The 26,963-nt window shown below is 64.9% G+C and carries 19 protein-coding genes and 1 pseudogene; 12 read left to right on the top strand and 8 right to left on the bottom strand.

Annotated features, from left to right (window positions below; genetic code table 11):
- Positions 1 to 8: 8 nt before the first annotated feature.
- Positions 9 to 638: a cysteine dioxygenase gene (locus tag SB753_RS30750; protein WP_410803618.1), complete on the bottom strand. Its 630-nt coding sequence runs from the start codon at positions 636 to 638 to the stop codon at positions 9 to 11.
- A gap of 138 nt (positions 639 to 776) precedes the next feature.
- Between SB753_RS30750 and SB753_RS30745 the strand changes: the two genes are divergently transcribed.
- Positions 777 to 1,244, top strand: a complete 468-nt coding sequence (locus tag SB753_RS30745) for an Lrp/AsnC family transcriptional regulator (protein WP_020070096.1) — start codon at positions 777 to 779, stop codon at positions 1,242 to 1,244.
- A 160-nt stretch (positions 1,245 to 1,404) separates the two neighbouring features.
- On the top strand, positions 1,405 to 1,632 hold the full coding sequence (locus tag SB753_RS30740; RefSeq protein WP_410803616.1) for a hypothetical protein: 228 nt from the start codon (positions 1,405 to 1,407) through the stop codon (positions 1,630 to 1,632).
- A gap of 159 nt (positions 1,633 to 1,791) precedes the next feature.
- Here the strand turns inward: SB753_RS30740 and SB753_RS30735 are convergent, their stop codons facing one another.
- A complete protein-coding gene (locus SB753_RS30735) occupies positions 1,792 to 4,287 on the bottom strand; it encodes an FUSC family membrane protein (protein ID WP_204521017.1) in 2,496 nt (831 codons plus the stop codon).
- 224 nt (positions 4,288 to 4,511) lie between these two features.
- Here SB753_RS30735 and recC point away from each other — a divergent pair, with 224 nt between their 5' ends.
- The 4 genes from recC to arfB all read left to right on the top strand — a co-directional run bounded on the left by recC (position 4,512) and on the right by arfB (position 14,502).
- Positions 4,512 to 7,889 carry an exodeoxyribonuclease V subunit gamma gene (recC, locus tag SB753_RS30730; RefSeq protein WP_410803613.1) on the top strand — a complete coding sequence of 1,126 codons (3,378 nt, stop codon included), beginning with the start codon at positions 4,512 to 4,514 and terminating at the stop codon, positions 7,887 to 7,889.
- Positions 7,886 to 11,587 (top strand): exodeoxyribonuclease V subunit beta, encoded by a 3,702-nt coding sequence (recB, locus tag SB753_RS30725; RefSeq protein WP_410803611.1) that lies wholly within the window; start codon positions 7,886 to 7,888, stop codon positions 11,585 to 11,587. Before recC ends, recB begins: the two co-directional genes overlap by 4 nt.
- Complete coding sequence (locus SB753_RS30720; RefSeq protein ID WP_410803609.1) at positions 11,584 to 13,896, top strand: AAA family ATPase; 2,313 nt, start codon at positions 11,584 to 11,586, stop codon at positions 13,894 to 13,896. The genes recB and SB753_RS30720 overlap by 4 nt, the downstream gene beginning before the upstream one ends.
- A gap of 201 nt (positions 13,897 to 14,097) precedes the next feature.
- The gene (gene arfB, locus SB753_RS30715; protein WP_020070103.1) at positions 14,098 to 14,502 is read left to right on the top strand and encodes an alternative ribosome rescue aminoacyl-tRNA hydrolase ArfB; all 405 of its coding nucleotides are present in this window, start codon (positions 14,098 to 14,100) and stop codon (positions 14,500 to 14,502) included.
- Here the strand turns inward: arfB and SB753_RS30710 are convergent.
- Positions 14,499 to 15,824, bottom strand: a complete 1,326-nt coding sequence (locus SB753_RS30710) for an EAL domain-containing protein (RefSeq protein ID WP_020070104.1) — start codon at positions 15,822 to 15,824, stop codon at positions 14,499 to 14,501. The genes arfB and SB753_RS30710 overlap by 4 nt on opposite strands.
- A gap of 550 nt (positions 15,825 to 16,374) precedes the next feature.
- Here SB753_RS30710 and SB753_RS30705 point away from each other — a divergent pair.
- Positions 16,375 to 16,665 carry a putative quinol monooxygenase gene (locus SB753_RS30705; protein ID WP_020070105.1) on the top strand — a complete coding sequence of 97 codons (291 nt, stop codon included), beginning with the start codon at positions 16,375 to 16,377 and terminating at the stop codon, positions 16,663 to 16,665.
- A 96-nt stretch (positions 16,666 to 16,761) separates the two neighbouring features.
- On the opposite strand, the gene SB753_RS30700 is transcribed toward SB753_RS30705, so the two are convergent.
- From SB753_RS30700 to SB753_RS30690, 3 genes are all read right to left on the bottom strand, one after another.
- The gene (locus SB753_RS30700; protein WP_006052974.1) at positions 16,762 to 17,019 is read right to left on the bottom strand and encodes a hypothetical protein; all 258 of its coding nucleotides are present in this window, start codon (positions 17,017 to 17,019) and stop codon (positions 16,762 to 16,764) included.
- A 221-nt stretch (positions 17,020 to 17,240) separates the two neighbouring features.
- A complete protein-coding gene (locus SB753_RS30695) occupies positions 17,241 to 17,480 on the bottom strand; it encodes a hypothetical protein (RefSeq protein WP_087752120.1) in 240 nt (79 codons plus the stop codon).
- Between the two features lie 218 nt (positions 17,481 to 17,698).
- Positions 17,699 to 18,376: a YdcF family protein gene (locus SB753_RS30690; protein ID WP_027804961.1), complete on the bottom strand. Its 678-nt coding sequence runs from the start codon at positions 18,374 to 18,376 to the stop codon at positions 17,699 to 17,701.
- Between the two features lie 308 nt (positions 18,377 to 18,684).
- Between SB753_RS30690 and SB753_RS30685 the strand changes: the two genes are divergently transcribed.
- Positions 18,685 to 19,008, top strand: a complete 324-nt coding sequence (locus SB753_RS30685; RefSeq protein WP_020070109.1) for a hypothetical protein — start codon at positions 18,685 to 18,687, stop codon at positions 19,006 to 19,008.
- A 380-nt stretch (positions 19,009 to 19,388) separates the two neighbouring features.
- Here the strand turns inward: SB753_RS30685 and SB753_RS30680 are convergent, their stop codons facing one another.
- Both SB753_RS30680 and SB753_RS30675 read right to left on the bottom strand, forming a co-directional pair.
- Positions 19,389 to 19,643, bottom strand: coding sequence for a hypothetical protein (locus SB753_RS30680; RefSeq protein WP_027777281.1), 255 nt, complete (start codon positions 19,641 to 19,643; stop codon positions 19,389 to 19,391).
- Positions 19,644 to 20,202: 559 nt separating this feature from the next.
- Positions 20,203 to 20,598: pseudogene (locus SB753_RS30675) on the bottom strand (transposase); the annotation flags it as partial.
- Positions 20,599 to 21,006: 408 nt separating this feature from the next.
- Between SB753_RS30675 and SB753_RS30670 the strand changes: the two are divergent.
- The 4 genes from SB753_RS30670 (at position 21,007) to rluB (ending at position 26,834) form a co-directional block, all read left to right on the top strand.
- A complete protein-coding gene (locus tag SB753_RS30670) occupies positions 21,007 to 21,909 on the top strand; it encodes a LysR substrate-binding domain-containing protein (protein WP_410803605.1) in 903 nt (300 codons plus the stop codon).
- A gap of 249 nt (positions 21,910 to 22,158) precedes the next feature.
- Positions 22,159 to 23,385 carry a pyridoxal phosphate-dependent aminotransferase gene (locus SB753_RS30665; protein ID WP_410803604.1) on the top strand — a complete coding sequence of 409 codons (1,227 nt, stop codon included), beginning with the start codon at positions 22,159 to 22,161 and terminating at the stop codon, positions 23,383 to 23,385.
- 348 nt (positions 23,386 to 23,733) lie between these two features.
- A complete protein-coding gene (gene scpB / locus SB753_RS30660; protein WP_410803602.1) occupies positions 23,734 to 24,861 on the top strand; it encodes an SMC-Scp complex subunit ScpB in 1,128 nt (375 codons plus the stop codon).
- 65 nt (positions 24,862 to 24,926) lie between these two features.
- Positions 24,927 to 26,834, top strand: coding sequence for a 23S rRNA pseudouridine(2605) synthase RluB (gene rluB / locus SB753_RS30655; RefSeq protein WP_410803600.1), 1,908 nt, complete (start codon positions 24,927 to 24,929; stop codon positions 26,832 to 26,834).
- The last annotated feature ends 129 nt before the right edge of the window (positions 26,835 to 26,963 follow it).

Below are 26,963 nucleotides of genomic sequence, written 5' to 3'. Positions count from 1 at the left end.
CTCAGGCGCTAGACAAGCGCGGGTGCGACGCGCACTACATCGTTGACATGGGTTCCGATGCAAGCACCCGGCACGCCATACACGTGCAACGACACCGCGGGGGCATCGCTGCAATTGCCCAGCCGATGAATGTTGCTCCGGCCGCTGCGCACAAAAGAAATCGCGCCGCGCGGGCGCGCATGCGAGCGCGTCGCGATGGCGAAGTCCTCCGGGCCGTTCCATTCGAAAACAGTTTCGTTCAACGTGCCGTCGAGCACCGCGTATCCACACCACGTGTGATGCGCATGCACTGGACTCGCCTGATGCGGCAACCAGACGAGTGCGGCGATGGCGTAGCGGCCTTGCGGATCGGCGGCGAGCAGATGCCGGCGGTAGTTATCGAGCGATGCCTCACGCTGCCCTGGCTTCAGCATTGCGGGGTCGGCCGCGGCTTGCGCGAGCGCGATTCGTATGCTGCGTGCGAAGAAACTGGAATGCGAAGGCTCCGCAGAAGTTGTGCAGGCGTCGAACATCGCGTCGAGTGCATTGCACAGTCGTGCGAGAGGCTCGTGATGCCCGGCGTGCCGCGAAGCATGGTGTCCGTGAGGCTGCGCGAACTGATCGGGGAGGCGGGCGGGGGAACGGAGGTCGTGGTCCAATTTCGTTGAGCGGCGTGGCTTGCCGACGTTTTTAAGGTTGGAACATTTATACCGTTTTGTCCGGAGAAAGAGTTTCCATATAATTCCCCGTGCAGTTTGAAAAGTAGAATAATTTCCTAAAGGGGCGAGACGGTGGGAATGGATATCATCGACCGGAAGTTGCTGGAGCTGTTGCAGGAAGACGCGACCATGCCGATTGCCGAACTGGCACAGCGCGTGAATCTGTCGCAAACGCCTTGCTGGAAGCGGCTGCAGCGTCTGAAGGAGACCGGCGTGATTCGCGCGCAGGTGGCGCTGTGCGATGCGCGCAAGCTCGGGGTCGGCACGACAGTGTTCGTCGCGGTGCGCACGAATCAGCACACGCAGGCGTGGGCGCAAAGCTTCACGCAGGCGGTGCAGGACATTCCCGAGGTCGTCGAGGTGTACCGGATGAGCGGCGAAACGGACTACCTGCTGCGCGTGGTGGTCTCGGATATCGACGACTATGACCGCGTGTACAAGCAGTTGATTGCGGCGGTACCGCTGTACGACGTGAGTTCGAGTTTCGCGATGGAGCAGATCAAGTATTCGACGGCGCTGCCGGTGCGGCCCGCCGCAGTCGTGTAAGGCGAGCCTCGGGCGAAGTGCGCGTTCTCCGCGTACGGGCCGTGGCGGCTCGCTCACTCTTTCCGCGCTGTCGGCTGCAAGGCGAGTGCAAGGTGGGTCGGCGTAGAATGCCGCCTTCTCCGCTATCTTCCGCGATTCGCCTCGCGGTCCGAGCCGTCTCATGAACAAACCGCCGCGCAAGAAAAATCCGACGTTAGGCATTGCCGTATTCATCGTGGTCGCGGTGCTGCTGGTGATTGCCACGCTGTTCTACAACGCGATCAAGGAAAAGCGCGAGTTCGACAGCAGCAATGCGTCGGCGGTGTCTATTTCATCGGGCGCGGCTGCAGCGACGGCAACGAGCGCGGCGGCCACCGCAATGAAGCCTGCGAGCGGCACAGCACAGTGAGGTTAGGGCGCTCAGCGTGTCTGAGCGCCGGTCTGGCTATGGCGCGGCAAGTCGCGCGAGACGGAAAAGCCACGGTTCGCGTCTCGTAGGCATCGTCGGAGTCATGGCGAAGCCGTGCCGAACCCGGCGCGAGCCAAGGTCGAACTTCAGTCGGCCGCGTTACTCATCGGGCAGGCGAATCACACTTGCATCCTTGCGAATCAGCGCCGCCGCTGCCAGCATCTGCTTGCATTGGTGCACGAGCAGCTTCATGTCGTGCACTGCTTCCGCCGAGTATTCCTTCGATTTCTCCGCTTCGACCACCATCGTGTCGAGCTCTCGGGTGAGTTGCCGGATCTGCTCGCCCTGATCCTGGGGCGGCGCAGTGCCGGCCTCGGCTTCGGTGAGATTGTCGCGCACGAGGCTCAACGCCCGTTGCAGCGGTTGTAGCGACACGCCGTCGGCCTGTTGCGCGGACGTGCGCAGCAGCGGCGCGGCCGCCGTGATCTGCGAAGCGAGCACATGGCTGCGCACGAGCAGGTCGTTCAGTTCGGGCACGAACTTTTGCGCCGATTTCGGTTCGAGCATCATGCGCTGGAACGCCTGCCCCAGATTCGCAAATGCCACGTGGACGTTCTTGCGCGCGAGTCGATAACGGTAATCGCGATCGAGTGCGGTTGCCGCAGCCGCGGCCGCTGGCGACGCGCCTGCAACGGGCTTTGCCGGTGTGTTGCCGAGCGTCGAAACGCCCGAGCCGGCCAACCCATTTGATTCCTTGCCCGTGTTTGCGGGAGTGCCGGCCGGTTCTCCGGTCTGCAAACTGGCTTGACCGGCGCCTTCCAGTACCTGGCCGGCAACTGCCAGCATCGGCTTGCCGAATTCGATGGCGGCATCGGCCATTGCCGCGGCCGGCGCCCGCGCGCCGGCTTCTGTCACCGTGGCGACCGAGGCAGCGGCCGGCTTGCCGCTCCACCACCAGCTTGCTTCGAGAAACTGGCGCGTGGCGCCGATCATGTTGTTGACCAGCTTGCCCATCAGGCGATATTCCCAGTACGGGAACAGGTGGCTCGCGGCAATCGCGATCGCGCAGCCCACCACGGTGTCGATCGCGCGTTCACCGATGATTCGCATGCTACCCGGCGCGAGCAGATGGAACATCAGCAGCACATACGACGAAGTGAACACCACGCTCGCCGTGTAGTTGAACAGCAGCAGGCTATAGCTCATCACCATCGACGCGAACATCACCACCAGCAGAATGTGCGGCTCCTTCACGAAGATCATGAGCGCGATGCTCGCCGTGCAGCCGATCAACGTCCCTACGATCCGCTGTCCGTTGCGCTGTTTGGTCAGCGAGTAGCCCGGCTTCAGAATGATGACGGTGGTCATCACGATCCAGTAGGCGTTGGTGAGCGGCAGCAGGCGGCCGAGCCAGAAGCCGACCGCCACCGCGATCGTCACGCGCAGCGCGTGACGGAAGCTCGGCGAGGCCATGGTCAGGTTCGAGAAGATCTGGCCGAACGGCACGCGCCGGCTCGATACGAAACGGTTCAGCGCCTGGTCGAGGCGCAGTTCGGTTTCCGTCGTGCTCGGATCGCTCGACAGACTCCTGCGCATCTTGTCGATCAGACGCGTGGCGCTCCAGACACGGCGAAACGTGGACGACACCGCTGAATACGCCTCGGGGTTCTTCGCCGGCAGTTCCTGCTTGCGCATCAGTTCGATCTCGAACTCGATCGCGCGCAGCTCCGCCTTCACGTTGACGCGCGCCCTCGGCGCATGGTTTTGCAGGACAGCGAGTCCTATCTCTTCGAGATCGCTCGCGGCCTTGCGAATCAGGTCGCGGTAGAACACCAGCAGGTCGGTGCCGCCGAAGGTATTGCGCACGAGCGGATAGTCCGTATGCGCGCCGACGAACAACTCGTGCAGGTCGACCGTATTGATGAACAGATTGAACAGCATTGCCCGGCGTGGCTCGAGCTTGCCGCTCTTTAACTTCGGCAGATTACGCAGCACGATGTCGCGCGCCGCATCCTGCCGCTCTACCGCGGCGATCTGCTTGTCGATGAGATTGCGATAACACTCGTCCAGGTCGTTGTCGAGGTCGTAGAACGCGGCCCGCGCGAGCAGATAATCGGCGCAGGCGAAGACGCTCTCCGCCAGCGCCTGCTGTTCGATGCGATGCATCATCCAGCGGCTGACGGCAGTCGACCAGTACGTGTACCAGAGACCGCCGAGAAGAATCCACGACGCGTTGACGAGCGCCTGCATCGGCGTGAAATGCTCTTCCAGCGTCATGATCATCATGAACAGCGTGGCAAAGCTGATCTGCGGCCAGCGGTTGCCGTACACCACGATCAACGACAGCACGAACGTGAGCGGCACCACCGTGCACCACAGCGCCACCGGGTTCACGGTGGCAAGACCGGTGGCAAGCGCGGACAGAAAACCGATTACCGAGCACGCCAGCATTTCGTTGTGCTTGTACTTCAGTGGGCCCGGCATATCGACCACACAGGCGCCGAGCGCGCCCGTTGCAATCGTGAAGCCCAACTCGCGGTTGTGGAACACGATCAGGCACAGCATCGCCGGCAGGGACACGCCGACCGCGATGCGCAGGCCGCCATAAAAGTACTGGCTATAAAGGAATTTTTTTATTTCAACCGAATAGCGCATCGACTGCCTGATTCCATTCACTGACAAGAAGCGGTTGAAGGCACGAGCCCAGGGACAGCCCAAAACTGCCGACGAGTCTAACTGATTTTGTACCTGATCTGACCTCGTCCATTCGGCCAGGTTCTGCGCGGCGAGCGGCTTTGTTATGCTGTCGCTTCAATGTCTGCCGCGGTTCGCGCGCTTGTCGCAAATGCGGCAACGCCACACCGCCTTGTCCGGGATCCATGCTCCAGCTCTTCTACTCGAACCGCTATGAAACGCTTGTCGGCGCGCTGCTCGACGACCTCGCGCAAGCGCCGTCCGACGTCTGGACCGCGCAGCCGGTGATCGTCCCGAGCGCCGCTGTGCGGCGCAGGCTCGAGCTCGATATCGCCGGGCGCCAGGGCGTCTGCGCGAACGTGAGCTTCGGCTATCTCGCGCAATGGTTGTGGGCGCAAATCGGTGGCGTGATCGAAGTGCCGCGCCATTCGCCGTTCGCGCCGGACAGGCTTGTGTGGCGCTGTTATCGTCTGCTGGGCGATGCGCACGAGTCTCTGCCGTGGAACGCGTCACCGCGTCTTCGCACCTATCTCGATGCCGCGGATCCGTCGATGCGCTACGAACTGGCGCAGCGTGTGGCGACCGTGCTCGATCACTATCTGACCTATCGTCCGGAATGGCTGCTGCAATGGCAGAAGGGCGGCTCCATCTTCGCGGGCAGCGGGGCGGACGACACAGGCCCGCGCCTCGTCGGCGCGAGTGACGCGGCGCGCGAGGACGAACGTTGGCAAGCCGCATTGTGGCGCGCTGTGCTGACCGAACTTGCTGGCAACGAGCAATCGCCCGACGCCGCGTTGCCGCCCGCATACCGCTTTCTCGATGAAATCGGTACGCTCGACCTGGACGCCATTGCAAAAGCAAACTGGCCGGAAGCGGTGAGCGTTTTCGCGCTGCCCACCATGCCGCCGCTGCACGTCGCGTTGCTGCGTGCGCTGTCGCGTTGGGTCGACGTGCGTCTCTACGTCATGAACCCGTGCCGCGAATTCTGGTTCGACGTGGTGAGCGAAGGCCGCGTTCAGGCGCTCGACGCGGCAGGACAGCTCGACTATCAGGAGGTCGGTCATCCGCTGCTTGCGGAGTGGGGTCGTCAGACTCAGGCGCAGTTGCATATGCTGCACGAGCTCACCGAAAGCGCGGCTTCCGGCGAGACCGGCGAGTTCGCCGAGAATCCGGAACCGAGCTGGCTTGCCGCCGTGCAAAACGGCATTCTCGATCTGCGCCCGGAGACCGAAGCCGACGAGTTGCCGTACGAGCGCGGCATTGAAGTTCACGTGTGTCACAGCCTGTCGCGGCAGCTCGAAGTGCTGCACGACCGTCTGCTCGGCTGGTTCGACGAATTCGACGATCTGCAACCGTCCGACGTGCTCGTCGCCGTGCCCGATCTGGCGGCTGCCGGTCCGTTGATCGACGCGGTGTTCGGCACTACACCCAGTGGCGATACGCGCCGCATTCCATATCGGATCACCGGCTTACCGCCTTCGCAGGCCAATCCCGTCGCGCGCCTCGTGCTCGACTGGCTGGCTTTGCCCGAGCGCAGCGTCGGCGCACCGGACCTGATCGAATGGCTGCGCGTCGACGCGGTCGCCGTGCGTTACGGCATCGACGCGAGCTCGCTCGAAGCCGCGCAGGAATGGCTCGCGGCGGCCGGCGCGCGGCGCGGACTATCGCCTGCGGAGCCGAGCGGCGAACACGTGCCGGTCGCGCGACATACCTTCGCGGATGCGCTCACCCGTCTGTACCTCGGCTATGCGATGCCGGAGGGCGGGGAGCCGGTCGACGCGTGGCTGCCCGTCGAGGGCGCCGACGGTTCAGACGCGGAGTTGCTCGGCCGCCTGTCGCGTTTCGTCGACGACATCGATAGTTTCGCGGTGCGTTGCGCGACGGAGCAGACGCCGGCCGGATGGACTCAATTGCTGCTCGAAACGCTTGCTCAGTGTTTCGACGGAGGCGTCGAATTCGCAGAGTCGCTCGCCGCCGTGCGCGACGCGATCGACAAGATGAGCGACGCCATGCAGGCGGGCGCGCATGAGGTCGCGATGCCCGCGGCAGTCGTGCGCGTTGCGCTCACCGAAGCACTCGACGACCCCGCGCGCGGCGGCGTGCCTTGGGGAAGCGTGACGTTTTCGTCGCTGACGAGCTTGCGCGGTTTGCCGTACCGCGTGGTCTGTCTGCTCGGCATGGACGACGGCGTGTTGCCGAGCCTCGCCCGTGCGGACGAATTCGATCTGATGGCCGCGTTCGGCAAAGCCGGCGACCGGCAGCGCCGCGACGACGAGCGCAATCTCTTTCTCGATCTGCTGCTTGCCGCGCGCAGCCGGCTCTTTATCGCTTATACCGGCCGCAGCATCCGCGACAATGCGCCGTTGCCGCCGGCCGCGCTCGTCGACGAACTGCTCGACCACCTCGCGCAGGTGTCGGCGGGCGAGGGCGCAAGTCCCGCGCAGCTTGAAGAAGCGCGCCAGGCGTTTATCGTCGATCACCCGTTGCAGGCGTTTGCGTCGGAGTATTTCACCGCGCAGCTCGATCTGTTCACCTACGACGCCGATCGCGCGGAACTTGCCACCTTGCTAGCGGCGCCGCAGCAGCGAACCGCTGCGCCATTTTTCGATCAACCGTTGCCCGCTGAAGATGCCGCGCCCGTCGGATTCGACGAATTCGTGCGCTTCTGGCGTCATCCGGCGCGCGCGCTGCTGCGTGACCGCCTCGGCATTGTGTTGTCAGACGCCCAGGGCGAATTGCTCGACACCGAGCCGTTCGAACTCGATTACACCGGACGCGATGCATTGGCCGGCCGCTTGTTGCCCGTGCTGCTCGACGCCGACATACAAGACGACGATCTCATGTTCGACCGCGTTCGGCGCGTGGCCGAGGCAAGTCCCGAGTTACCCGGCGGCGCGACCGGCGCCGTGTGGCGCGCGCGAGAACTGGGCGCGTTGCGCCAGCTCGCCGACAGTGTGCGCCGCGAGATGGCATCGGGCGTCGAACGCTTGCCGTTCGTGCTCGACATCGCGCCGCGTTGGCCCGATAACGCGGACATTGCGGGCGAGCTTTTCGGCGTTCATGACGCGGAGCTTCGCGAGGCCGCGCTGACGCCGCTGCAACTGCACGGCACGTTGAATCTGCTGACTGAAACCGGACAAGTGATTTTTCGCTACGCCAAACCTACTGCACGCGACTATCTTTCTGCATGGCTCGCGCATCTCGCCTATTGCGCGGCGCTGCCCGACGGTCCGCGTCGCACTGTCTGGCACGGCAGCGGTGAGAGCTTCGAGCTCGCGCCCGTCGCTGCCCCGCTCGAAGAACTCGCGCCGCTCGCCGCGCTGTTCAGGTCGGGGCGCAGGCTGCCGCTGCGTTTTTTCCCGAAGAGCGCGTGGGCGAAGGTGAGCGAAAGCGATTCGGCGGCGCAGGGCGTATGGATCAACGACCGCGTGCGCGGCGAGTCCGACGACCCTGCATTGCGCATCGCCCTGCGAGGAACGCCGCTTACGCTCGACGAACCGTTTGGCAGCCTCGCGTCGATCGTTTTCAAGCCGTTGCTGCAGCATCTGCGGAGCGTGTCATGAGCGGCGCGCTGCATCGTCATGCGCTAGCCGCTGAAGAGCTCGATGTATTTGCGTGTTCGCTCGACGGCGTTAATCAGATAGAGGCGTCGGCAGGTACGGGCAAGACGTGGAACATCTGCGCGCTCTACGTGAGATTGCTGCTTGAGAAGAATCTGAACGCTGACCAGATTCTCGTCGTGACCTTTACGAAGGCCGCGACTGCCGAATTGCACGAGCGCATTCGCGGGCGCCTCGCCGAGCTGCACCGCGCGATTGAAGTGGACGACGACGGCGGCGATCCGTTCATTCGCCGCCTCTTCGAAACGACGCTCGCGCCGGAGCGTGGCATTGACCGTGAAGCGGCGTTGAAGGTGGTGCGTCGAGCGCTGCGCACATTCGACCAGGCGGCGATTCACACGATCCACGCGTTTTGCCAACGGGCGTTGCAGGAAGCTCCGTTCGCTGCTGCAATGCCGTTCGCGTTCGAAATGGAAGCCGACGACGCCGCGTTGCGCTTCGAAGTGGCGGCCGATTTCTGGCGCGAGCAGGTCGAGCCCGTCGCGCATGCGCATCCGGCGTTCGCGGCCTGGCTGGTCGCGAAGAGAGCCGGCCCGGCGTCGCTCGACGAACAACTCGCGCGGCGCCTCAAAAAGCCGTTGGCGCAACTGCGTTGGGGCGTGATAGACGCCGAGGCGAGCGCCGATCCGCGAGCCGGCTTCGACGCTGCATGCGAACTGTGGCATGCGGAGCGCGATGCGATCATGGCGCTGCTCGAACAGGCGCAAGACCGATTGAGCAAGACCACGCACAAGCCGGATCATGTGAGTGCCGCGATCGCCGCCTGGACCGAGTACTTCGCGCAGGGCGATTGCCATGCGCCGCCGCCGCGCGCTGCGCTTAAATTGACGGCTTCCGCGTTGAAGAAAGCCACCAAGGTCAAGTTCGAACCGCCGGAGCATGCGTTCTTCGAGCATGCAGAAGCGCTGGCGGCAGCCGTCGTTGCGGCCGAAGCGGCGCAACGCGCGCGCTGGCTTGCGTTGATGCAGACCTGGCTCGACTATGCGCCCGCCGAACTGGTGGCGCGCAAGCGCACGCGCCGCGTCGTTTCGTTCGACGATCTGCTGTCCAATCTCTACCGCGCGCTCGCAGCGCATCCGTGGCTCGCCGATGCGCTGCGAGCACGTTATCCCGCTGCGTTGATCGACGAGTTCCAGGACACCGATCCGCTGCAGTTCGCAATCTTCAGCCGCATTTTTGCGCCGGCAGGTCCGCTCTTTCTGGTCGGCGATCCAAAGCAGGCCATCTACAGTTTTCGCGCGGCGGATTTGCATACCTATCTGGCGGCGCGCGCGTCGGCTTCGGCGCGCTACACGCTTGCCGTCAACCAGCGCTCGACGGCGCCGATCGTCGAAGCTTGCAATCGGGTCTTCGAGGCAAACCCGCAGGCGTTCGTGCTCGACGGCCTCGACTATCAACCGGTGCGAGCCGGCGAACGGCGCAGGCCGCCGTTGTCGGACCCGGACGCCGAGGCTGGCGATTTCCGCGTCTGGACGTTGCCGCAAGGCGAGAGCGCATTGACCAAACGCCAGGCCCAGCGCGAAGCGAGTGAAGCGTGCGCGGCCGAGATCGTGCGCCTCCTGCGCGGTGCGCGCGAAGGCACCGTCACGATCGGCGACGCGCCCCTCGCGCCCGGCAACATTGCGGTGCTCGTGCAGACGCACAAGCAGGGCAGTCTGATCAAACGCGTGCTGGCGGCATGGGGCGTCGGCAGTGTGGAACTCGCGCAGGCCTCGGTGTTCGCGACGCTCGACGCAGAGCAGATCGAGCGCGTCCTCGCAGCCGTCGATACGCCTGGCGACCTGCGCCGCTTGCGCGCCGCGCTCGCGACCGATTGGCTTGGTCTGGACGCCGCGGCGCTGTGGCGTCTGGAACAGGTCGCCGACGCACCCGCTGTCGCCGACGATCCCGCGCACGCGGCGGACGCAATGGGCTGGGTCGAACGTTTTTCGCGCTACCGCACGCTTTGGCATGAGCGCGGCTTTGCCGTCATGTGGCGCACCCTGATGCGCGAACTGCGCGTCGCGCAACGGCTCGTGGCGGCGCCGGACGGCGAGCGGCGTCTGACCAACGTCAATCACCTTGCCGAACTCGTGCAGGCCCGCGCGGCCTCGCAGCCGGGCATTGCGCCGACGTTGCGCTGGCTCGCCGCGCAGCGCACCCAGGGCGGCGGCGAGGAGGCGCAACTGCGGCTGGAGTCGGACCGCAATCTCGTGCAGATCGTTACCGTGCACAAGTCGAAGGGGCTGGAATACGCGGTCGTGTTCTGTCCGTTCCTGAACGACGGCGGCTTGCGCGAGCTGCCGTCGTCGGGCTTACCGGACGCACGCGAGTATCACGATGCCGGCGGCGACGCGGTGCTGCACTACGGTTGTGACGACGACGAGGCCGAACGCGCGACCCGTCACGCGGCGCGCGAGCAGGCGGCCGAACGGGCGCGGCTCGTCTACGTTGCGCTGACTCGCGCCGTGTACCGCTGTTATCTCGTCGCGGGCACGTACCTGTCGTCGCGCTCCACGAAAGAGTCGCGACGCAGCGTGCTGAACTGGCTGGTGGCGGGCGGTGGCTACGAGTTCGACGGCTGGCTCGCCGAGCCGCCCGACGAGGCCGCGTTGTCCGCGCGCTGGCAAGCGCTGGCGGGTGGTCCGATCGCATTGCAACCGTTGCCGAAGGTCGAGCGCCGCACGCCGCTCGAAACCATGCAGGAAAGCGGCGCTGACAAGCGCGCGCGCAGCAATCGCCGGCCTTTGCGAGATCAGTGGCGCATGGCGAGCTTCAGCGGTCTGATTGTCGCAGGCAGTAAGGCCGAAGACGCGCAGCCGCCGGTGGAAGAAGTGCGGCCCGATCACGATGAAATCGCCGATGCGCTCGTCGCCACGCCGGTCACGGTGCCCGAGCCGGCGCTGGAGGCACAGTCCCTTGCCGCCGATGACATTCTCGCGTTTCCGCGCGGAGCCGCGGCGGGCGAATGCCTGCATCGCATGTTCGAACTCGCGGATTTCAGCGATCCGCAAAGCTGGCCGGATGCGATACGCGGCGCGTTGCACGAGCGTCCCGCACCGGCGTCGCCAGAGCTTGCTCCGCGTTTGCCGGCGATGATGCACAAACTTCTCGCAGATGTCGTCAGCACCGAACTCGTGCCCGGCATGACGCTGGCGCGACTCGATTCGCGGCGGCGCCTGAACGAACTCGAATTCCTGTTCGCGGCACCGTCGCTCGACTTCGCCGCGCTGCGCGAATTGCTGGTCGCACACGGCTATCCGGACGTCGCGCTCGAGCCCGGTGTGCTGCGAGGTTTCGTCAAAGGATTCATCGACATGATCGTTGAGCACGACGGACGGTTCTGGATTGTCGACTGGAAATCCAACCATCTCGGCGATACCGAGCAGGATTACGCCGCCGCACCGGTCGAAGCGGCGATGGCGAGCCATGCGTATCACCTGCAGGCGCTGCTTTATACGGTTGCGCTGCATCGTTATCTGAAGACTCGCGTGCGCGATTATTCGTACGAGACGCATATCGGCGGCTATCTGTATCTATTCGTGCGCGGCGTTCGTCCGCATTGGCGCGACGCGGAATCCCAAGCCGGTGTGCACGTGAGGCGGCCTGCGTTCGAACTCGTTGCGCTGCTTGACGCGGCGATGATCGGAGGTGCCGCATGAGCACGTTCAATCAGACCGCGTCGGCGCCGCTTCAACTCGACGATCTCGGTGTCAATCTGCCGGCGCCGGCGGACTTCAGCATTGCGCTGGCGGAAGGCTTCGCCCGGCGCATCGGTGTCCTGGCGCGACGCGGCGGGGCGTCGACGGAAGCCGTCAGATGGGCAGCGCGCGCGGCATTCGCGGCGAGCCGCGCGACCGCGGAAGGGCACGTGTGCGTACCACTGGCCGCGCTCGCGCGTCGGTTCGAGGCGTCGACCGGTGAAGTGCGGATGGCCTTGTTTGCGAGCGGCATGGCGAGCGACGGGTTGCAAGCGGCAGCCGCACTACGTCCTTTGGTGATCGACGCGCAAGGGCGGTTGTACCTCGCGCGTTACTACGAGTACGAGCGGCGTCTCGCGCGGGCGCTGGTCGCGCATGCGGGTGCACCGATGCGCGCGACTGTGTTGGAGAGCGCACGGGGCCTTGGCGACGCGGGGGAGCGGTTTGCGGAGCATGCCGCCGGAACGTTGCCAGCAAGCGCTCGCGGCCGAGCCGGCGGGGAAAAGGGCACGGCCTTCGATAGTGAGGCTGCCGTCGATACGAGCGCGAACGCCGACACCGCCCAAGCCCTCCATCAACGGCTCGTGCGCTACTTCGGCCCCCCCAAAGACGACCAAGTCGACTGGCAGCGCGTGGCCGCTGTCATGGCATTGTCGGGGCGTCTCACCATCGTTAGCGGCGGCCCGGGCACAGGCAAGACTACAACTGTGGTCGGCGTGCTCGCGTGCCTGCTCGACGCGCGCGCCGATCTGCGAATCGCGCTCGCGGCGCCCACCGGCAAGGCGGCGCAACGCATGCAGGAAGCGCTGCTGGCGCGCGCCGGAGATTTGCCTCCTGAACTCGCCGCGCGTTTGCCGCAAACTTCGTACACGTTGCATCGTCTGCTCGGCACAGGGCCCGGCGGGCGCTTCCGGCATCATCGGGATAATCCTCTGCCTCATGACGTGGTCGTGATCGATGAAGCATCCATGATCGACGTTGCAATGGCAGCCCATCTGCTCGACGCCATTGCACCGCACACGCGGCTCGTGATGCTTGGCGATAAAGATCAGCTCGCAGCGGTAGAGGCCGGCGCTGTGTTCGCCGAACTCAGCGCGCGGCCGACGTTCAGCGCGCAAGGCGTGAAGCGAATCGCCGGTGCGCTCGGCATCGGAGAGGCGCGACTCGCGCGGGCGCTGCCACGACTGGCCGAAGACGTCGACGAACAGCCAGAACGCTTTTGGCAAACCGGTCGTTCGGCGGATTACGCGTCGGATCTTTTCGATGCGCCGCCCGACGACCTGTTCGCCGCGCCCGACGCGGCCGGCAACGTCGCCAGCAACTCAGCGAGCTACTCAGTCAGCAACTCACCCAGCGACGTCGCCGACCCTCGCAGCGCAGATCCGCACGGCGCCGATGCATCAGCCGCCAGTGCGCGATTCGGAACGGCGGGCCACGAGTCGCAAAGCCCACTCGCGGATTGCGTCGTCTGGCTGGAGCGCAACTATCGATTCGGACTGGAATCTCCGATTGGCCGTTTGTCGCTGGCGATTCGCAACGGCGCGGCAAGCGCGGCGCTCGACGTGCTGCTCGACGACGCCACCCAACACTCCGCGTCGCTTTACGAAGACGCCCACGTGGCGCTGGCCGAACGCACCGTCGAGCGCCTCGCGGCCGGTTTCGCACCTTATGCCGATGCGCTTGCCGCAGCGCTCGCCGCGGAAACTCCGGACCCGCTTCCGTTATTCGACGCGTTGAATCGCTTCCGGGTTTTATGCGCGACCCGCCTGGGACCGCGCGGCGTCGATCAGGTGAACGCGCTAATGGCCGCGCAGGTGCGGCGCTCGGCCGGCGTGACGCTCGCGGTCGGCGCGCAGTGGTTCGCCGGGCGGCCGGTGATGGTCACACGCAACGACTACGCACTGGGGCTTTTCAATGGCGACATCGGAATCGCGTTGCCCGGTGCGGGCGGCGCGCTGCGCGTCTATTTCCGGACCGCCGACGGCAGTCTGCGCGCGGTGTCTCCGGCCGCGCTGCCGCCGCACGACACCGCGTTCGCGCTGACCGTGCACAAGTCGCAAGGCTCGGAGTTCGAGCATGCGGTGTTGATGCTGCCGTCCACGTTCAGCAGGGTGTTGTCGCGCGAGCTGGTCTATACGGCAATCACCCGCGCTCGCGAGCGCGTGGAAGTGATCGGCGCTAGCGCGGTGCTGGCTCAGGCCATCGCCACGCCGACACAGCGAGACTCCGGCCTTGCTGCGAGAATCGAGGAGGCATCGCGCGACCGTTAGCCGATGAATCGCGATACCGCCGGCGACTGCTGCATCGCCAGCCAGGCGCGGGACATGCGTCTGTCCGTTCACGCCGCACCGTTCGGGCTGCGCTAGCCGATGCTGCAGATCCGCGGCATCGGCCGAATCGCGCGCGCCAGAGCGCAAAGGTTGCGCCGCTCCCCGCCATCTACATTCGAATGTTTTCTTCAATCTAGCGTCATGACATCCCGCTATTTCATTCCGCCGAACGAGATCGAACTGACCGCAGTGCGTGCGCAAGGAGCGGGCGGTCAGAACGTCAACAAGGTGTCGAGCGCGATCCAGCTGCGCTTCGACGTGCGCGCTTCGTCGTTGCCCGAAGTGCTCAAGATGCGCCTGCTCGCGTTGTCCGATCGCCGCATCACGCGCGAGGGCGTGGTGGTCATCAAGGCGCAGGAGCACCGGACTCAGGAACTGAATCGCGCGGCGGCGCTCGCGCGGCTCGATGAACTCGTGGAAAGCGTCAGCGTGACGCGCAAGCCGCGCGTTGCGACGCGGCCGACACGCGCATCGAATGTACGGCGTCTCGAGAGCAAGCTAAGGCGCAGCGAGATCAAATCGGGCCGCAGCCGCGTGGACGACTAACGAGGCCGTCCGCCCGCGCGCAACCCTATTGCGGGACCGGCCGGCATCGTCGGCACGAAGTCGACGCACAGCACGTGCGTCTTGCCGTCGCGGTCGAAGGCGAGCGCCGCGGTATAGCAGTCTTCGCCGTCCGCGAGCGAGTAGTGCGGACCCATCATCGCGACGCGTCCGCGTGCGGCCAGCGCGTGCTTAAGATAGGCGCGCCGCGACCAGTTGCTGCAAGCGCTGCTCGCGATCGGTGCGAGCCGCTGGGGCGGCGGCGGCACGAAGGCGGCGGTGACGGATGCCTGGGTCTGCTGACCGTGCTCGTCGGTGATGAACACCCGGCGCGCCTCGCCCAGGTGCCACACGTTGTGCGCGGCCTGCTGCAGGTCGCCCGTCGTCCGGTAAGCCTCGGCGGCGGCCATGACCGCTTCGGCGAAGCCTTCGAAGCCGAGTTGCTTGTGACGCGCATGCGCGCGCTCGTACTCCGCGAACTTGCCCCACATCGACTCGATCTGCGCCGGCACTCTGGCAATGGCCGCCTCGACCGAACCATTGGGCTGGCCGAGCCAGAAACCCTGGACGAAATCGACGTCGGCCTGCATCAGGATCATCAGTTCCTCGTCTGTTTCGACGCCTTCGGCGAGCACCAGCGTGCCGGACTGATGCAGCATCGCAATCAGATGGCCGATCATCGAGTCGTCGCCTTCGCGTTTGCCGGCGCGCGCAACGAGCGAGCGGTCGAGCTTGACGATGTCCGGCCGGAAGCGCCACACGCGGTCGAAGTTCGAGAAGCCGGTGCCGAAGTCGTCGATCGCGATCAGAAAATCGCGAGGCTGCGAGGCGGCCAGCATGCTGGCGACGGCGGACTCGTCGTCGGCGGGCTGCTCGAGCACTTCGATCACGATACGTTCCTGCGGCAGGCCGAAGTGCGCGGACAACTCGTCGATGAAGGTGCGCTGCGGCCAGCCGGTCTCGAACACCTGCGGCCGCGTATTGAGGAACAGCCATCCGCTACTGATGCCTTGCTCCATGAAATTGGCGACGTGCAGGCAACGCGCGATGCGGTCGAGTTCGCGCGCGTCGGCCGCCGAGCGGGTGCCCGAAAAGAGAACCTCGGGCGAAACGGGCAGGCCGACCGGATCGAATGCGCGCAGCAGTGCCTCGTAGCCGACCACGCACTGATGCGTGACCGACAGCACTGGCTGAAACACGCTATGCAGCGTGAGCGCGCGCCACGTTGCGGTCCAGCCCGATTCGTCCCGGACCAGATGAGGAAGCAGGCCGCTCAGACTGACGTCGCTGACGGATGGCATAAATACGGGCGAGAGAGCGGACATGGTGGCATCGCGGCAATCGGGTGACGGGGTGCGCACGCAGACTCGGCGCACAGCGGATGCGCAACGTAATACTCAACGCGGACGCCCGCACCGCGCAGTGGGACGAACCCTGGAACGCTGAGAGCAGTGCCAGCCATGCGAACTCCGCGGAGTGGTCAAAATGAGTCTAGCAGCTTGCAAATTGCATGAATGTGCGGGCTGTCACAGAGGAGCGAACCAGCCAGGCCACCTGTGAGATCACGTGGCCACTCGCCGATGACGCAGGCCGCGGCGCCGGGTTTGGCTCGCCGCCGTTCCGGGCTGTGCCGCCTCGCGTTAATCCGGACCGACGGCCATCCGGCATTCGTGAGCTTGCATGAGCCGAGGGTAGCAGGGCGGGCCGTGTATGCCCGCCAAACTTCAGTTCCTGATGCTTATTGCATATTGAACCGATTCGGGCGCGGCTGTTCCTGGGCTGTTCCTTGATCGCACGCGGTGCACGTTGCGGGGTCGCCTGCAGCACCGGCGAGCGGCGGGTATGCTGCTGCTTTTCGTGAGATGGAGAGAAAGGATGTCGGAAATCGCGGTGGTCGCAATTTCAGTGGCGAAACCTGGCTATGAAGAGCAGTTGCGCGAGGCGCTCGAAGGTATTGTCGGACCGACGCGCAACGAGCAGGGCGCGCTTCAGTACGACTTGCATCGCGACGTTCAGGAGCCGCGCCGCTTCGTGTTTTTCGAGCGTTGGGAAAGTCAGGAGGCGCTGGCCGCGCACGCCAGGTCCGCGCACATCACGGCCTACAAGGCGGCAGTGGCGGACTGGGTGGAACACGCGGAAATTCGCGTTGTGACGAAGATTCTGTAAGTCTTCCGCGCAACTGCAGATTGTCAGGGCGCGACACGTTCGTACGGCGAGTGATTGCCGGGCCGGTGCCGGCCCGAGCGACGCTCGCCGTCGACGTTAATGCGTGGCTTGCGGCACGTCGAGAATCAGGATGATGGTCCAGTCCGCTTCGCCGTCGTGATGATATTGGCGCTCGGCGACGATAAACGGTTGCTGCTTGCCGTCCGGGCCGAGAAACAGCACGTCGCCTTCCATCGGCAGGCATTCGACGGGAGGCAGCGCAAGGAACGCTTCCTGACCGCCGCGCGGCATCAGTTTTTCAATTTTGCGGGATGCTGCTTCGGTCCATTCGATATCAAGCTGGATGTTGCTCATGCTGTCCTCCGCACCAAGGTGCGCACGGTTAGATTCCGGCAGGGCGCCGGTCGGTGCGCGACTTTAGCATACCGGGCATCGCGCGCCGGCCGGTGCATAAGACAATAAAAAAGCCGAAACCAGCGATGCCGGCTTCGGCTTTTTCACCTTCGCGGCGAGGCCGCAGGTGCACTCACCCCGTGCGCCAGAAAGCGCCGGCTGCCGGCGTGTCTGACGACCGCTTACGAACTCGACGCGTCCGCCTTCATGCCTTTCTTGTGATGCGGCGAGCTCTTGTGATGCTTCATGGGTGCAGGCGCGCTTTCCATGGTTTGCGGGCGATTTTGCAATTCCTGCGCGCGCTGCTCGACGTCGGCTGCCCGTGCCGGGTCGGTGCTCATCGTCACGCCGCTTTCCTGCGCGTAAGCCGCGCCGGTTACGGCACCGAGGGAAATCAGGATCGCGAGGGACACTTTCTTCATTGCTACCTCCGCAGAGTGGTTGTGGACCCAAGTACGTGTCTGTCCATGGGAAGGACAGTTCATTCTAGTCAGCAATATGCGCTCCAGCGGGGTGCTTTGTAACCGCGACCGCGCAGGCTTACATCTTGTTACTTGACGCGTATGCATAGCGCCTTGATATGCGCTCGACGATTCACGGTGTTCTCATCGCGGGGCAGATCGGCGGGTAGCACCTCGCGTCAGAAGAGACCAATGGCGCTGTACACGTGATATTGCGCAATGCCGATAAGCTCGTGTAGCGCGATCTCCGCGTTCACCAGGTTGGAGTAGCGCGGCAGCAGGCCGAGATGGGCGCGGCGCGAGCTGGAGATCAGCGGCTGTGGAAAGAGGCCGAAATGCTGGAAGTCGAGCATCGCGCGCGGCATGTGGTACGCCGAAGTGACGAGTATCAAGGAATCGTAACGTGACTGGCCGACAATAGCGGATACGTTGCGCGCATTTTCGTAGGTCGTCCGGCTACGGTTTTCCAGCACGATGTCAGAGCGCGGCACCTGTTCGCGTAGCAGGTACGGCAGGTAGGTGTCGGCTTCCGTCGCGGGATGCCGCTGCGGATTGCCGCCGCTAATAATCACGCTGCAGACGCTTGCGGCGCGCTTGCACGCCGCGTAGTTCTTAGCGCTGACGTCGATGCGCGTCATCACGTCGCGCGGCGGCACGAGCACCTTGTCGCGGTTGTACACGGTGCCGCCGCCGAGCAGGATGATCGCGGTGCGCGGGGCGAACTGTGCGGGCGTGCTGGTTTGCGCCTGCGGCTGGGCGAGGCGCAGTAAGGGTGCTGTTAGCCACCCGGCCGAAACCAGCCAGAAAAAGGCAATTGTGCAAAAGGCGAGAGGGCGTCGAGCGCGCTTCCATATCACGATTGCTGCAAAAAAAAGCGCTAATAAAATGAATAGAATCAATTTAGATGGGGTAACGTATGTCTTTCGGGATTAAATCTTCGAGCCTGCTATCGCGCCGCAGCGGTTGCATCGTCGGCTCGCAGGTAGAACGCTAACATGCCGTTCTGACGGGGGTTCCGAATCAAGACCAAGGCAGCACCTGGCGGAATTCGGCCGTAGCACTTGCGGCCAGCTTCCAGCCACGGGCGGGTGCCAGGCGCGTCACTGGTGGCGCGGTGACGTGTTGGCATAGATGTGTCATAGCTGCACTTTAAGAAAGAAGTGAGATGACCACGTATTCCAACGAAGCGGTACTCGAAGCGCTGCGGCGAGCGCAATATCGCCAGGTGCCATGGGCCAGACGGCCCGGCGTCTTCCAATATCTTCGCGCGCTAGGCCTCATGGACACAGTTCGGCAGCGCACTGTCGCGCCGGCGCCGGGCTTTCATGCCCCTGTCGACATTGCCGTCCTCACAGAGCGAGGCCGCGCAGAATTCGCCCGGCTCTCACACGACGAGGGCCTTCTCACCTGGACCGCGCAGCGCATGAACGACTATGTTCTCGCTGCAGTAGAGAGCCGTTCACCGATGCCGCTCGAAGCTCGCCCGTAGCTGTTCAGCGCAGCTGGAGCAGGCCTTTACAATCCTTCATGGCCAGAACGTCCCTGTTGACCGAATGGCTTGCTGGCCTGCGCGGCTACACGCTCTAGTCGGCCTCCTATGCTTCCGGTCTCCGGCCGCCACGCGGACAGGAGACCTGTCACGTCTTCCTTGAATCCTCAACCCATCCGGCTTGCAAGCGCAGATCCGGCGCGAGCAAAAAAAAGCCCGTATCACGAAGATACGGGCGTACCGGAATTACTGCTGCCACGCTGTGCTAATGGCGTTAAGTCAGACCGGTGACGCGAGCCGTGGTTCCCCGATATTCGCTGTCCATTCGCGGCGCCTTTGCTTTCACTTGTCGCTCGCTGGAGCGCCGCGCACGCCGCGACCTAACGGCGGCGCGACGGCTCACCGTGCGGCGCTTCAGGCCGCGCGCGCACGTTACTCGCGATATCGCCGCGCAAGTCGCCCCGCGGCGTGGGCGGCGTGAACTCGCGGCTACGCGCAGCGCTTTGCTGCCATGCCTCCATCGAAGCCGTTCGATCAGGGCGCCAATTCCAACCTTGCGGGCGTTCTTGCGCGAGCGTCGATGCGGCCATTGATGAAAGCACAATGCCGCACAAAAGCAGTGACATTGGTTTCATGCTGAGCTCCCGTCCAAGCCCCGTGCATACCAGGCATGTTTGCATACCCATAAGGTATGTCCGCAGACGAAAGCACGCTGTAAGTAATGGTAAATGGATGTTTCATCCGCAACTCCCGGGTTGGTTCTGACATCTGAGGCAGGCGCAGGCGGAGTCGAACAGGTGGTCGCAACGGCAGCGGAAGCTCGCTCCTCGCGTAAGTGTTTTGCCAAGGGGATGGGGGCTGTCGCAGCTGCCGTGAAGAGGCGTGCGAAAACGGTCGGCGGGGGGAGTCGCTGAAACGCGGAGTCGAGCGACGCCGCACAAAGTGAAGCCGTGGGACCAGGCCGGCTCGAACAGCCGTCCGAAAATGCATTGTCGGCAATCAGCCTGCCGGCAATGAAGCCGTCGGAACCGAAGTCTCCGCAACGAAGCTACCGGAACGCAAACCGTCCGAAGCACTATCGTCGAATGAAGCCGCCGAACCGAGGCCGTCGAAGAAACCCGCCGGGCAGTCGCCGGGCGGTTCCAGATATGCTTCGGGCGCCCGCAGGCGCCCGGAGACAAACGATTTCGCTTAAGCCATCTTGACCGGCGCGCGCCACGATTCCGGATTGGTCCAGAATGCGCCGCGCAGGCGGTCACGGCTCGGCGGTGCCGGCGGCTTCGCCGCGGTCGCGCCAATGCGTCCGCGCAGCGAGATTTCGCGTCCGCTCGTGCCCAGTCGCTTAACTATTTCGGCGAGCGTACCATCGGCTTGCCACTCGTCGAAACGGCGGCGGCAGGTCGGCGGCGACGGATAGCGGCCCGGCAGTTTGGACCAGCCTTCGCCTGTCGACAGCACCCACAGCACGGCGTTGACGACGGCGCGCGCTTCGACGCGCGGTCGACCGCGACGCTCGCTCCGTGCAGGCTCCGCACAGAACAACGCCTCGACCAGCGCCCACTCGTTGTCTCTCAAATCGTCGAACAGCATCATGTTTCACCTCAGCGAAGCTAACTCCGGTGCGCTGCCCCGCGCCGCGCACTCTCCACGCACTCGATAGGCGAGTGCCAAGGGGGTCGGGTTTGCCACGGTCTGCTATGCAGTCAGAAGTCATGGCGCCGACCCTGTGAGCATCTAAATGCAGGATGTGTGCCAAGTTGAGTCCAACCGCCTGAAAGCCCCGTGACAGCGGGCCAGCGCGGGCGCTAGCTAGGGCCGTATGAGAATCCAAAAAACCCATCTCGCAAATCGGGACAATCACCAATCTTGTGCAGCCAGGCCCGCAGCGCGTGCGTTTGCGCCTTATTGCTGCATTGCAGCGGCGTTGTGAAATGCGGTGCTGGGCGGCCACGGACGGGTATAATGCGCATCAAACAATGCCATTGATGAGCCGAGTAAATGAATGTCACGCTGCGCCAGCTAAGGGTTTTCATTGAGGTCGCGCGCCTGCAGAGCTTTAGTCGCGCGGGCGATGAAATCGGCTTGACGCAATCCGCGGTGAGCCGTTGTGTGCGTGAACTGGAAGGGGAAATCGGCCTGAAACTGATCGACCGGACAACCCGCGAGGTGCAGCTCACCGACGTGGGCGGCAATCTGGTCGCGAGCGTGTCGCGCCTTCTGGTCGACCTGGACGACGCATTGCGCGAAATTCGCGAAATCGGCGAGCAGCGCCGTGGGCGCGTCGTCGTGGCCGCAAGTCCGACCGTCGCGTGCCGGCTGATGCCTGGCGTGCTGGCGTCGTGCAGCGAGCGCTTTCCGCACATTGCGCTCGGCTTGCGCGACGACGTGCAAAGCGACGTCGTGCGCAAGGTCAAATCCGGAGAGGTGGATTTCGGCATGGTCATCGGTCCGTTTTCCGCCGACGATCTGTTGAGCGAATCGCTCATGACCGACTCTTTCTGCCTCGTGTGTCGCGACGATCATCCGCTCGCGCGGCAGAAGGAAATAGGCTGGGCCGATCTCGAGGGCCAGCCGCTCGTCATGCTCGATTACGCGTCCGGCAGCCGGCCGATCATCGACGCCGTCATGCACGAGTACGGTGTGAACGCCAACGTGGTGCAGGAACTCGGGCATTCCGCGACGGTTTTTGGGCTCGTCGAGGCGGGCATTGGCGTGAGCGTGCTGCCGTGGCTCGCGTTGCCGTTGCCCGCGGGCGCCGCACTGGCCGCGCGGCCCCTGGTGCCGCGGGCCGAGCGCACGGTCGAGCTGGTGCGGCGTCGCGATCGCTCGCTGTCCCCGGCAGCTGAGGCAGTATGGGATTTGATCCGCGAATTACCGGCGCGGGCCGAGGATCTGACCTGATTCGATCAACGGACAGCACCCTTTCGGGGCTTGCGGCGGCACGAATGTCGGATGCTCCTGACCGTCGCCTTCGTGGCTCCGTGCCCGCGGCGTGTGCGTGGCTCGGCGTCTGGACGCTGGACGCCAGGCTAAACTCCCGTCTGCGCTCGCTGCCGGTTGTGCCCGCCCGGAGCGCTCTAGCTGACATTCCCGTTGACGCTTAGCCCTTTGCTTAGCCCTTATCTATCTCGACATCACCTGGAAGCCTCGATGAGCGAATCGGAATTCTCCGTGCCATCCCTCCCTAACGCGCGCGATGCGGTGCGCGCGCTGCGTCCCTCGCAGATCCGCGAAGTGGCCAACGCCGGCTTTGGCGTCGCCGACGTGCTGCCTTTCTGGTTCGGAGAATCCGACCGCGTGACGCCGGCCTTCATCCGCGACGCCGCAAGCGCCGCGCTGTCCGCGGGCGCGACGTTCTACACGCACAACCTCGGCATTGCGCCGCTGCGCTCGGCGCTCGCGGACTACGTGAGCAAACTTCACGGCAAGACGACGCCGGACCATATCGCCGTGACGAGCGCGGGCGTGAACGCGCTGATGCTCGCGGCGCAACTGGTAGTGGGCGCGGGTGACCGTGTGGTTGCCGTCACGCCGCTGTGGCCGAATCTCGTCGAAATTCCGAAAATTCTCGGCGCGCATGTCGAAACAGTCTCGCTCGACTACGGCGAACATGGCTGGCAGCTCGACGTGGAGCAATTGCTGGCAGCGCTTACGCCCGACACCCGCATGCTGCTCGTCAACTCGCCGAACAACCCGACCGGCTGGGTGATGACCCGTGAGCAGCAGCAGGCGGTTCTCGCACATTGCCGACAGCACGGTATCTGGATCGTCGCGGACGAAGTCTACGAGCGTCTCTATTATCCGGACCATTCCGACGACGGCGAAAGCGCAGTGGGTGCGCGCACCGCACCGTCGTTTCTCGATCTCGCCACGCGCGACGAGCGCGTGATCTGCGTGAACTCGTTTTCAAAGGCGTGGCTGATGACCGGCTGGCGGCTCGGCTGGATCGTCGCACCGGTGAGCCTGATGGACGATTTGGGCAAGCTGGTGGAGTACAACACGTCGTGCGCGCCGGCCTTCGTGCAGCAGGCGGGAATCGCTGCAGTCGAGCAGGGCGAGCGCTTCACGCAGGAACTGGTGCGCGAATTGAAGGCGTCGCGCGACCATCTCGTGCGCACGTTGTCGGCCGTACCCGGCATCGACGTCAAGGCGCCCGCCGGCGCCATGTATCTCTTTTTCTCGATGACGGGCGCCTCGCGCAGTCTGGAACTCTGCAAAGCCATGGTGCGGGAAGTGGGCTTGGGGCTCGCGCCGGGCAGCGCATTCGGTCCGCAGGGCGAGGGGTTCCTGCGCTGGTGCTACGCGTGCGACGTGGCGCGGCTCGACGCCGGCGTCGAGCGCCTGAAGCGGTTTCTGACATTGCATCGAACGTCGTAGTCTGCGCATGGCGCGCGGAAGAACCTCGACGGCAAGCCCACTCCGGCAAATGCATGCGCGTTGCGCAGGCAGGCGCCGGCTCACGCATTACGCGCCAATGCGGCGGGCATTTTGTCCTTGGGTTCGGCTTTACGCACCGATTGTTTTTGCGTAATATGGCGCTCAGTCACGCGATTCCTGTCCGGAATATCGCTGCTCCGTCCGGCTGGGTTTGGCTCGATAGTCTGTTTCGCCTCCCCCCGGTGCGTGCTCCCATCAATATGACCGATCAGAATCGGGCGAGCGCGTCTTCAGTTCCACATCGTCTGTTTGATCCGGTTCTTTGACCACAGGGTCTGACCTAGCTGCATGAATACCCAAGAGGCGAAGATCGTCCTCGAGACAGCCTTGATCTGCGCGCAGGAGCCGTTAAAACTCGGCGATTTGCGCAAGCTCTTTGCCGACGGCGTGTCGGCAGACACCGTTAGGACTTTGCTCGAAGACCTGAAACAGGATTGGTCGGGGCGCGGTGTGGAGTTGGTCGGGCTGGCGTCGGGCTGGCGGTTTCAAAGCAAGCCCGCGATGCGTTCGTATCTGGATCGTTTGCATCCCGAGAAACCGCCGAAATACTCGCGCGCGGTGCTCGAAACGCTCGCGATCATTGCGTACAGGCAACCGGTTACGCGCGGCGACATCGAAGAGATTCGCGGCGTCACGGTGAACACGCAGGTCGTGAAGCAGCTCGAAGACCGTGGCTGGATCGAGGTGATCGGGCATCGCGACGTGCCGGGACGTCCCGCGCTGTACGCGACAACGCGCCAGTTCCTCGACGACCTCGGTCTGCGGGCGCTAGACGAGTTGCCACCGCTCGCCGACCCGTCGGCGCAACTGAATGCGGATCTGCTGGGCCAGCACGCAATCGAGTTTTCCGACGTCGAATCCGCGGAGACACCGGCGTCGAACGAAGCGAGCGAGCACATCGCGCTCGAACAGCCTGAGGCGACCGGCGCAGAAGCACCAAGCGACGCTGAGCAGGCGGCAGGAACGGAAATCGCTGCGGAAAAGGGTGAGACACACGAGGCGCAGCATGTCGATGGTGTGGAGCTCGAGCCCGCTGAAGGGCTGGAAGCGGCGGCTGAGAGAACCGCGAGCGTCGACAGCCACGAGAGCGTTGATCACGTCACACCCGAATTAAAGGCAGCGCCTGAAACGGCGGGCGAACCGGGCAAACCTGGCGAGGCGGCTACGCCGACGCCTACCGAAGCGGCAAACGTTGCACCGCTATCCGGCGCCGCAGAGTCTGAAGTGAATCAAGATCCGGTCTCCCAGGCCGATCCGGCAATACCCGCGCACGGTTCGGGCGTACTCCGCGATACGGAGCACGCCGCCGAACCGAACTCGACCACGGCGGCGCGCGGCGATCAGGAAGATCGTCGCGATGCTGCACAGGACGCAGGCATTCTGACCGACGACGAACCCGAGTCGCGCAGCGCCTGACGTAACCGAACTTTTTTTTGCCGCGCCCGCAATGGGCGCGCGCGACCTGACATTTTGAGGTTGTTTTGACACATACCCACGACACCGATTCGTCCGAATCCGAGCGCGCCGTGCCGTCGGCGCGCGCTGACGAAACGCGCACCACGCAAGCGTCGGCAGGCGAGGGCGAGCGCCCGGCGCAGACCACGGAAGCAGACGGCGAGGACCGTCCGCGCCGCGGCCTGCGTCGCGGACCGCGCAGCCTGATCGCCCGGCGCCGCGCCGGGGCCAAGACGAAGGCCGCGGAAGGTGCGCCTGGGCAGGCCGCGCCGGTCGTCGCCGAGGCTCCGCCGGACGGCGAAGTCGTGGCCAAGGTGCGCATGCCGCGTAAAGAGGCGGGTGCGAAAGGTCAAGGGCCGCGCCGCAACGCGGGCGGTCAGAAACGCGAAGGCCAGCGCGAAGGCGCGCCTCGCGAAGGCGGCGCCCGCGAGACCGCTGCTCGCGAAGGTCAGCGCGAAGGTCAGCGCGAACGCCAGCCGCGTGCAGGCGGTCATCGCCAGAACCGGCGAGGCGGCGAAGCCCCGACGGCAGCCGCCGACGCGACTCAGGACGACTTGTTCTCGTATGTGACGTCGCCCGCGTTCGACGCCGACAACAGCACGACGGGCGGCGTACGCGCACCCATGCTGCGCGGTGGCAAGCCGGCCGCGCCCAAGCGCGTGCTCGCTGCCGACGACGACGCGCCGAAGCTCCACAAGGTGCTGGCCGAAGCCGGCATGGGTTCGCGACGCGATATGGAAGAGTTGATCGTCGCGGGCCGTGTGTCGGTCAACGGCGAGCCGGCTCACATCGGCCAGCGCATCATGCCGACCGATCAGGTGCGCATCAACGGCAAGCCGGTCAAGCGCAAGCTCGCGAACAAGCCGCCGCGCGTGCTGCTGTATCACAAGCCGACCGGCGAGATCGTGAGCCACGCCGATCCGGAAGGCCGGCCGTCGGTGTTCGACAAGCTGCCGCCCATGAAGACCGCCAAGTGGCTCGCGGTCGGCCGCCTCGACTTCAATACCGAAGGTCTGCTGATGCTGACCACTTCGGGCGATCTGGCGAACCGCTTCATGCACCCCCGCTACAGCGTCGAGCGTGAATATGCGGTGCGCGTGGTCGGCGAACTGGCCGAAGGCATGCGTCAGAAGCTGCTGCACGGCGTCGAACTCGAAGACGGTCCGGCCAACTTCCTGCGTATCCGCGATGGCGGCGGCGAAGGCACGAATCACTGGTATCACGTCGCGCTTGCTGAAGGGCGTAATCGCGAAGTGCGCCGTATGTTCGAAGCCGCGGGCCTGATGGTCAGCCGCCTGATCCGTACGCGCCACGGCCCGATTTCGCTGCCGAAGGGCTTGAAGCGCGGCCGTTGGGAAGAACTCGAAGACAACCAGGTGCGTGCGCTGATGGCGTCGGTGGGACTCAAGGCGCCGAGCGAGGAGCGCGGTAGCCGCGGCTCCGCGCCGGAGCGCAAGCAGCCCGATCCGATGCAGACGTCGATGGGCTTCATCAGCCGCGAACCGGTACTGATGTCGCATAGCCGCTTCGAACAGCAGCCGCGCGGTCAAGGCCGGCGCGGTGCGGCGGGCGGCGGCTTTGGCGGCGGCGCGGGGGCGGGTTTCGGCGGCGGTTACGGCAATCGCGGTGCTGGTCGTGGCGCTGGTGGGTTCGGCGGTCCCGGCGGCGGCGCGAGTGGTGCCGGTGGTGCCGGTGGTGCGCGGGGCGGCCGTGACGTCGACGGCAATCGCGCGCCTTCCGGCGGCGGCAATCGGGCGGCGGGCGGCGGCAAGCGCGCCGGCGGCAATGGCCCGAATCCCGGCGGCGGCAATCGTGCGCCGGGCGGCAATCGCCCGAATTCAGGCGGCGGCAATCGCGCGGGTGGCGGCAACGCCAGCCCGGGCGGTGCGAACCGAGGTGGCGGCGCGCCTCGCGGCCGTTCGCGCGGACGGTAATCGCGAGGCATCGGCTGGCGTTGCGCATGCGTTATAACGATATGCAACGCTCGCCGTCATGACTCGGTGTACGTCTTCCGTTGTCTGGAAACGCTTGGACACGTGACGGACGCAGGCTGTGCAGGCGGA

Origin of the sequence: Paraburkholderia sp. SIMBA_053, from assembly GCF_046534895.1 — a bacterium.
In the GTDB taxonomy this organism is placed as follows: domain Bacteria; phylum Pseudomonadota; class Gammaproteobacteria; order Burkholderiales; family Burkholderiaceae; genus Paraburkholderia; species Paraburkholderia caledonica.
The sequence above is the reverse complement of the archived record's forward strand: the minus strand, read 5'-3'. Positions and strand labels throughout refer to the sequence as shown.

Bases quoted from the DNA above. Each gene is read 5' to 3' on its own strand.
- SB753_RS30700 (WP_006052974.1), bottom strand. From the start codon at position 17,019: ATGAGCAACATCCAGCTTGATATCGAATGGACCGAAGCAGCATCCCGC.
- SB753_RS30695 (WP_087752120.1), bottom strand. From the start codon at position 17,480: ATGAAGAAAGTGTCCCTCGCGATCCTGATTTCCCTCGGTGCCGTAACC.
- recC (WP_410803613.1), top strand. From the start codon at position 4,512: ATGCTCCAGCTCTTCTACTCGAACCGCTATGAAACGCTTGTCGGCGCG.
- SB753_RS30720 (WP_410803609.1), top strand. From the start codon at position 11,584: ATGAGCACGTTCAATCAGACCGCGTCGGCGCCGCTTCAACTCGACGAT.
- SB753_RS30670 (WP_410803605.1), top strand. From the start codon at position 21,007: ATGAATGTCACGCTGCGCCAGCTAAGGGTTTTCATTGAGGTCGCGCGC.
- SB753_RS30740 (WP_410803616.1), top strand. From the start codon at position 1,405: ATGAACAAACCGCCGCGCAAGAAAAATCCGACGTTAGGCATTGCCGTA.
- SB753_RS30680 (WP_027777281.1), bottom strand. From the start codon at position 19,643: ATGAAACCAATGTCACTGCTTTTGTGCGGCATTGTGCTTTCATCAATG.
- SB753_RS30745 (WP_020070096.1), top strand. From the start codon at position 777: ATGGATATCATCGACCGGAAGTTGCTGGAGCTGTTGCAGGAAGACGCG.
- recB (WP_410803611.1), top strand. From the start codon at position 7,886: ATGAGCGGCGCGCTGCATCGTCATGCGCTAGCCGCTGAAGAGCTCGAT.
- SB753_RS30710 (WP_020070104.1), bottom strand. From the start codon at position 15,824: ATGTCCGCTCTCTCGCCCGTATTTATGCCATCCGTCAGCGACGTCAGT.
- SB753_RS30665 (WP_410803604.1), top strand. From the start codon at position 22,159: ATGAGCGAATCGGAATTCTCCGTGCCATCCCTCCCTAACGCGCGCGAT.
- scpB (WP_410803602.1), top strand. From the start codon at position 23,734: ATGAATACCCAAGAGGCGAAGATCGTCCTCGAGACAGCCTTGATCTGC.
- arfB (WP_020070103.1), top strand. From the start codon at position 14,098: ATGACATCCCGCTATTTCATTCCGCCGAACGAGATCGAACTGACCGCA.
- SB753_RS30685 (WP_020070109.1), top strand. From the start codon at position 18,685: ATGACCACGTATTCCAACGAAGCGGTACTCGAAGCGCTGCGGCGAGCG.
- SB753_RS30735 (WP_204521017.1), bottom strand. From the start codon at position 4,287: ATGCGCTATTCGGTTGAAATAAAAAAATTCCTTTATAGCCAGTACTTT.
- SB753_RS30705 (WP_020070105.1), top strand. From the start codon at position 16,375: ATGTCGGAAATCGCGGTGGTCGCAATTTCAGTGGCGAAACCTGGCTAT.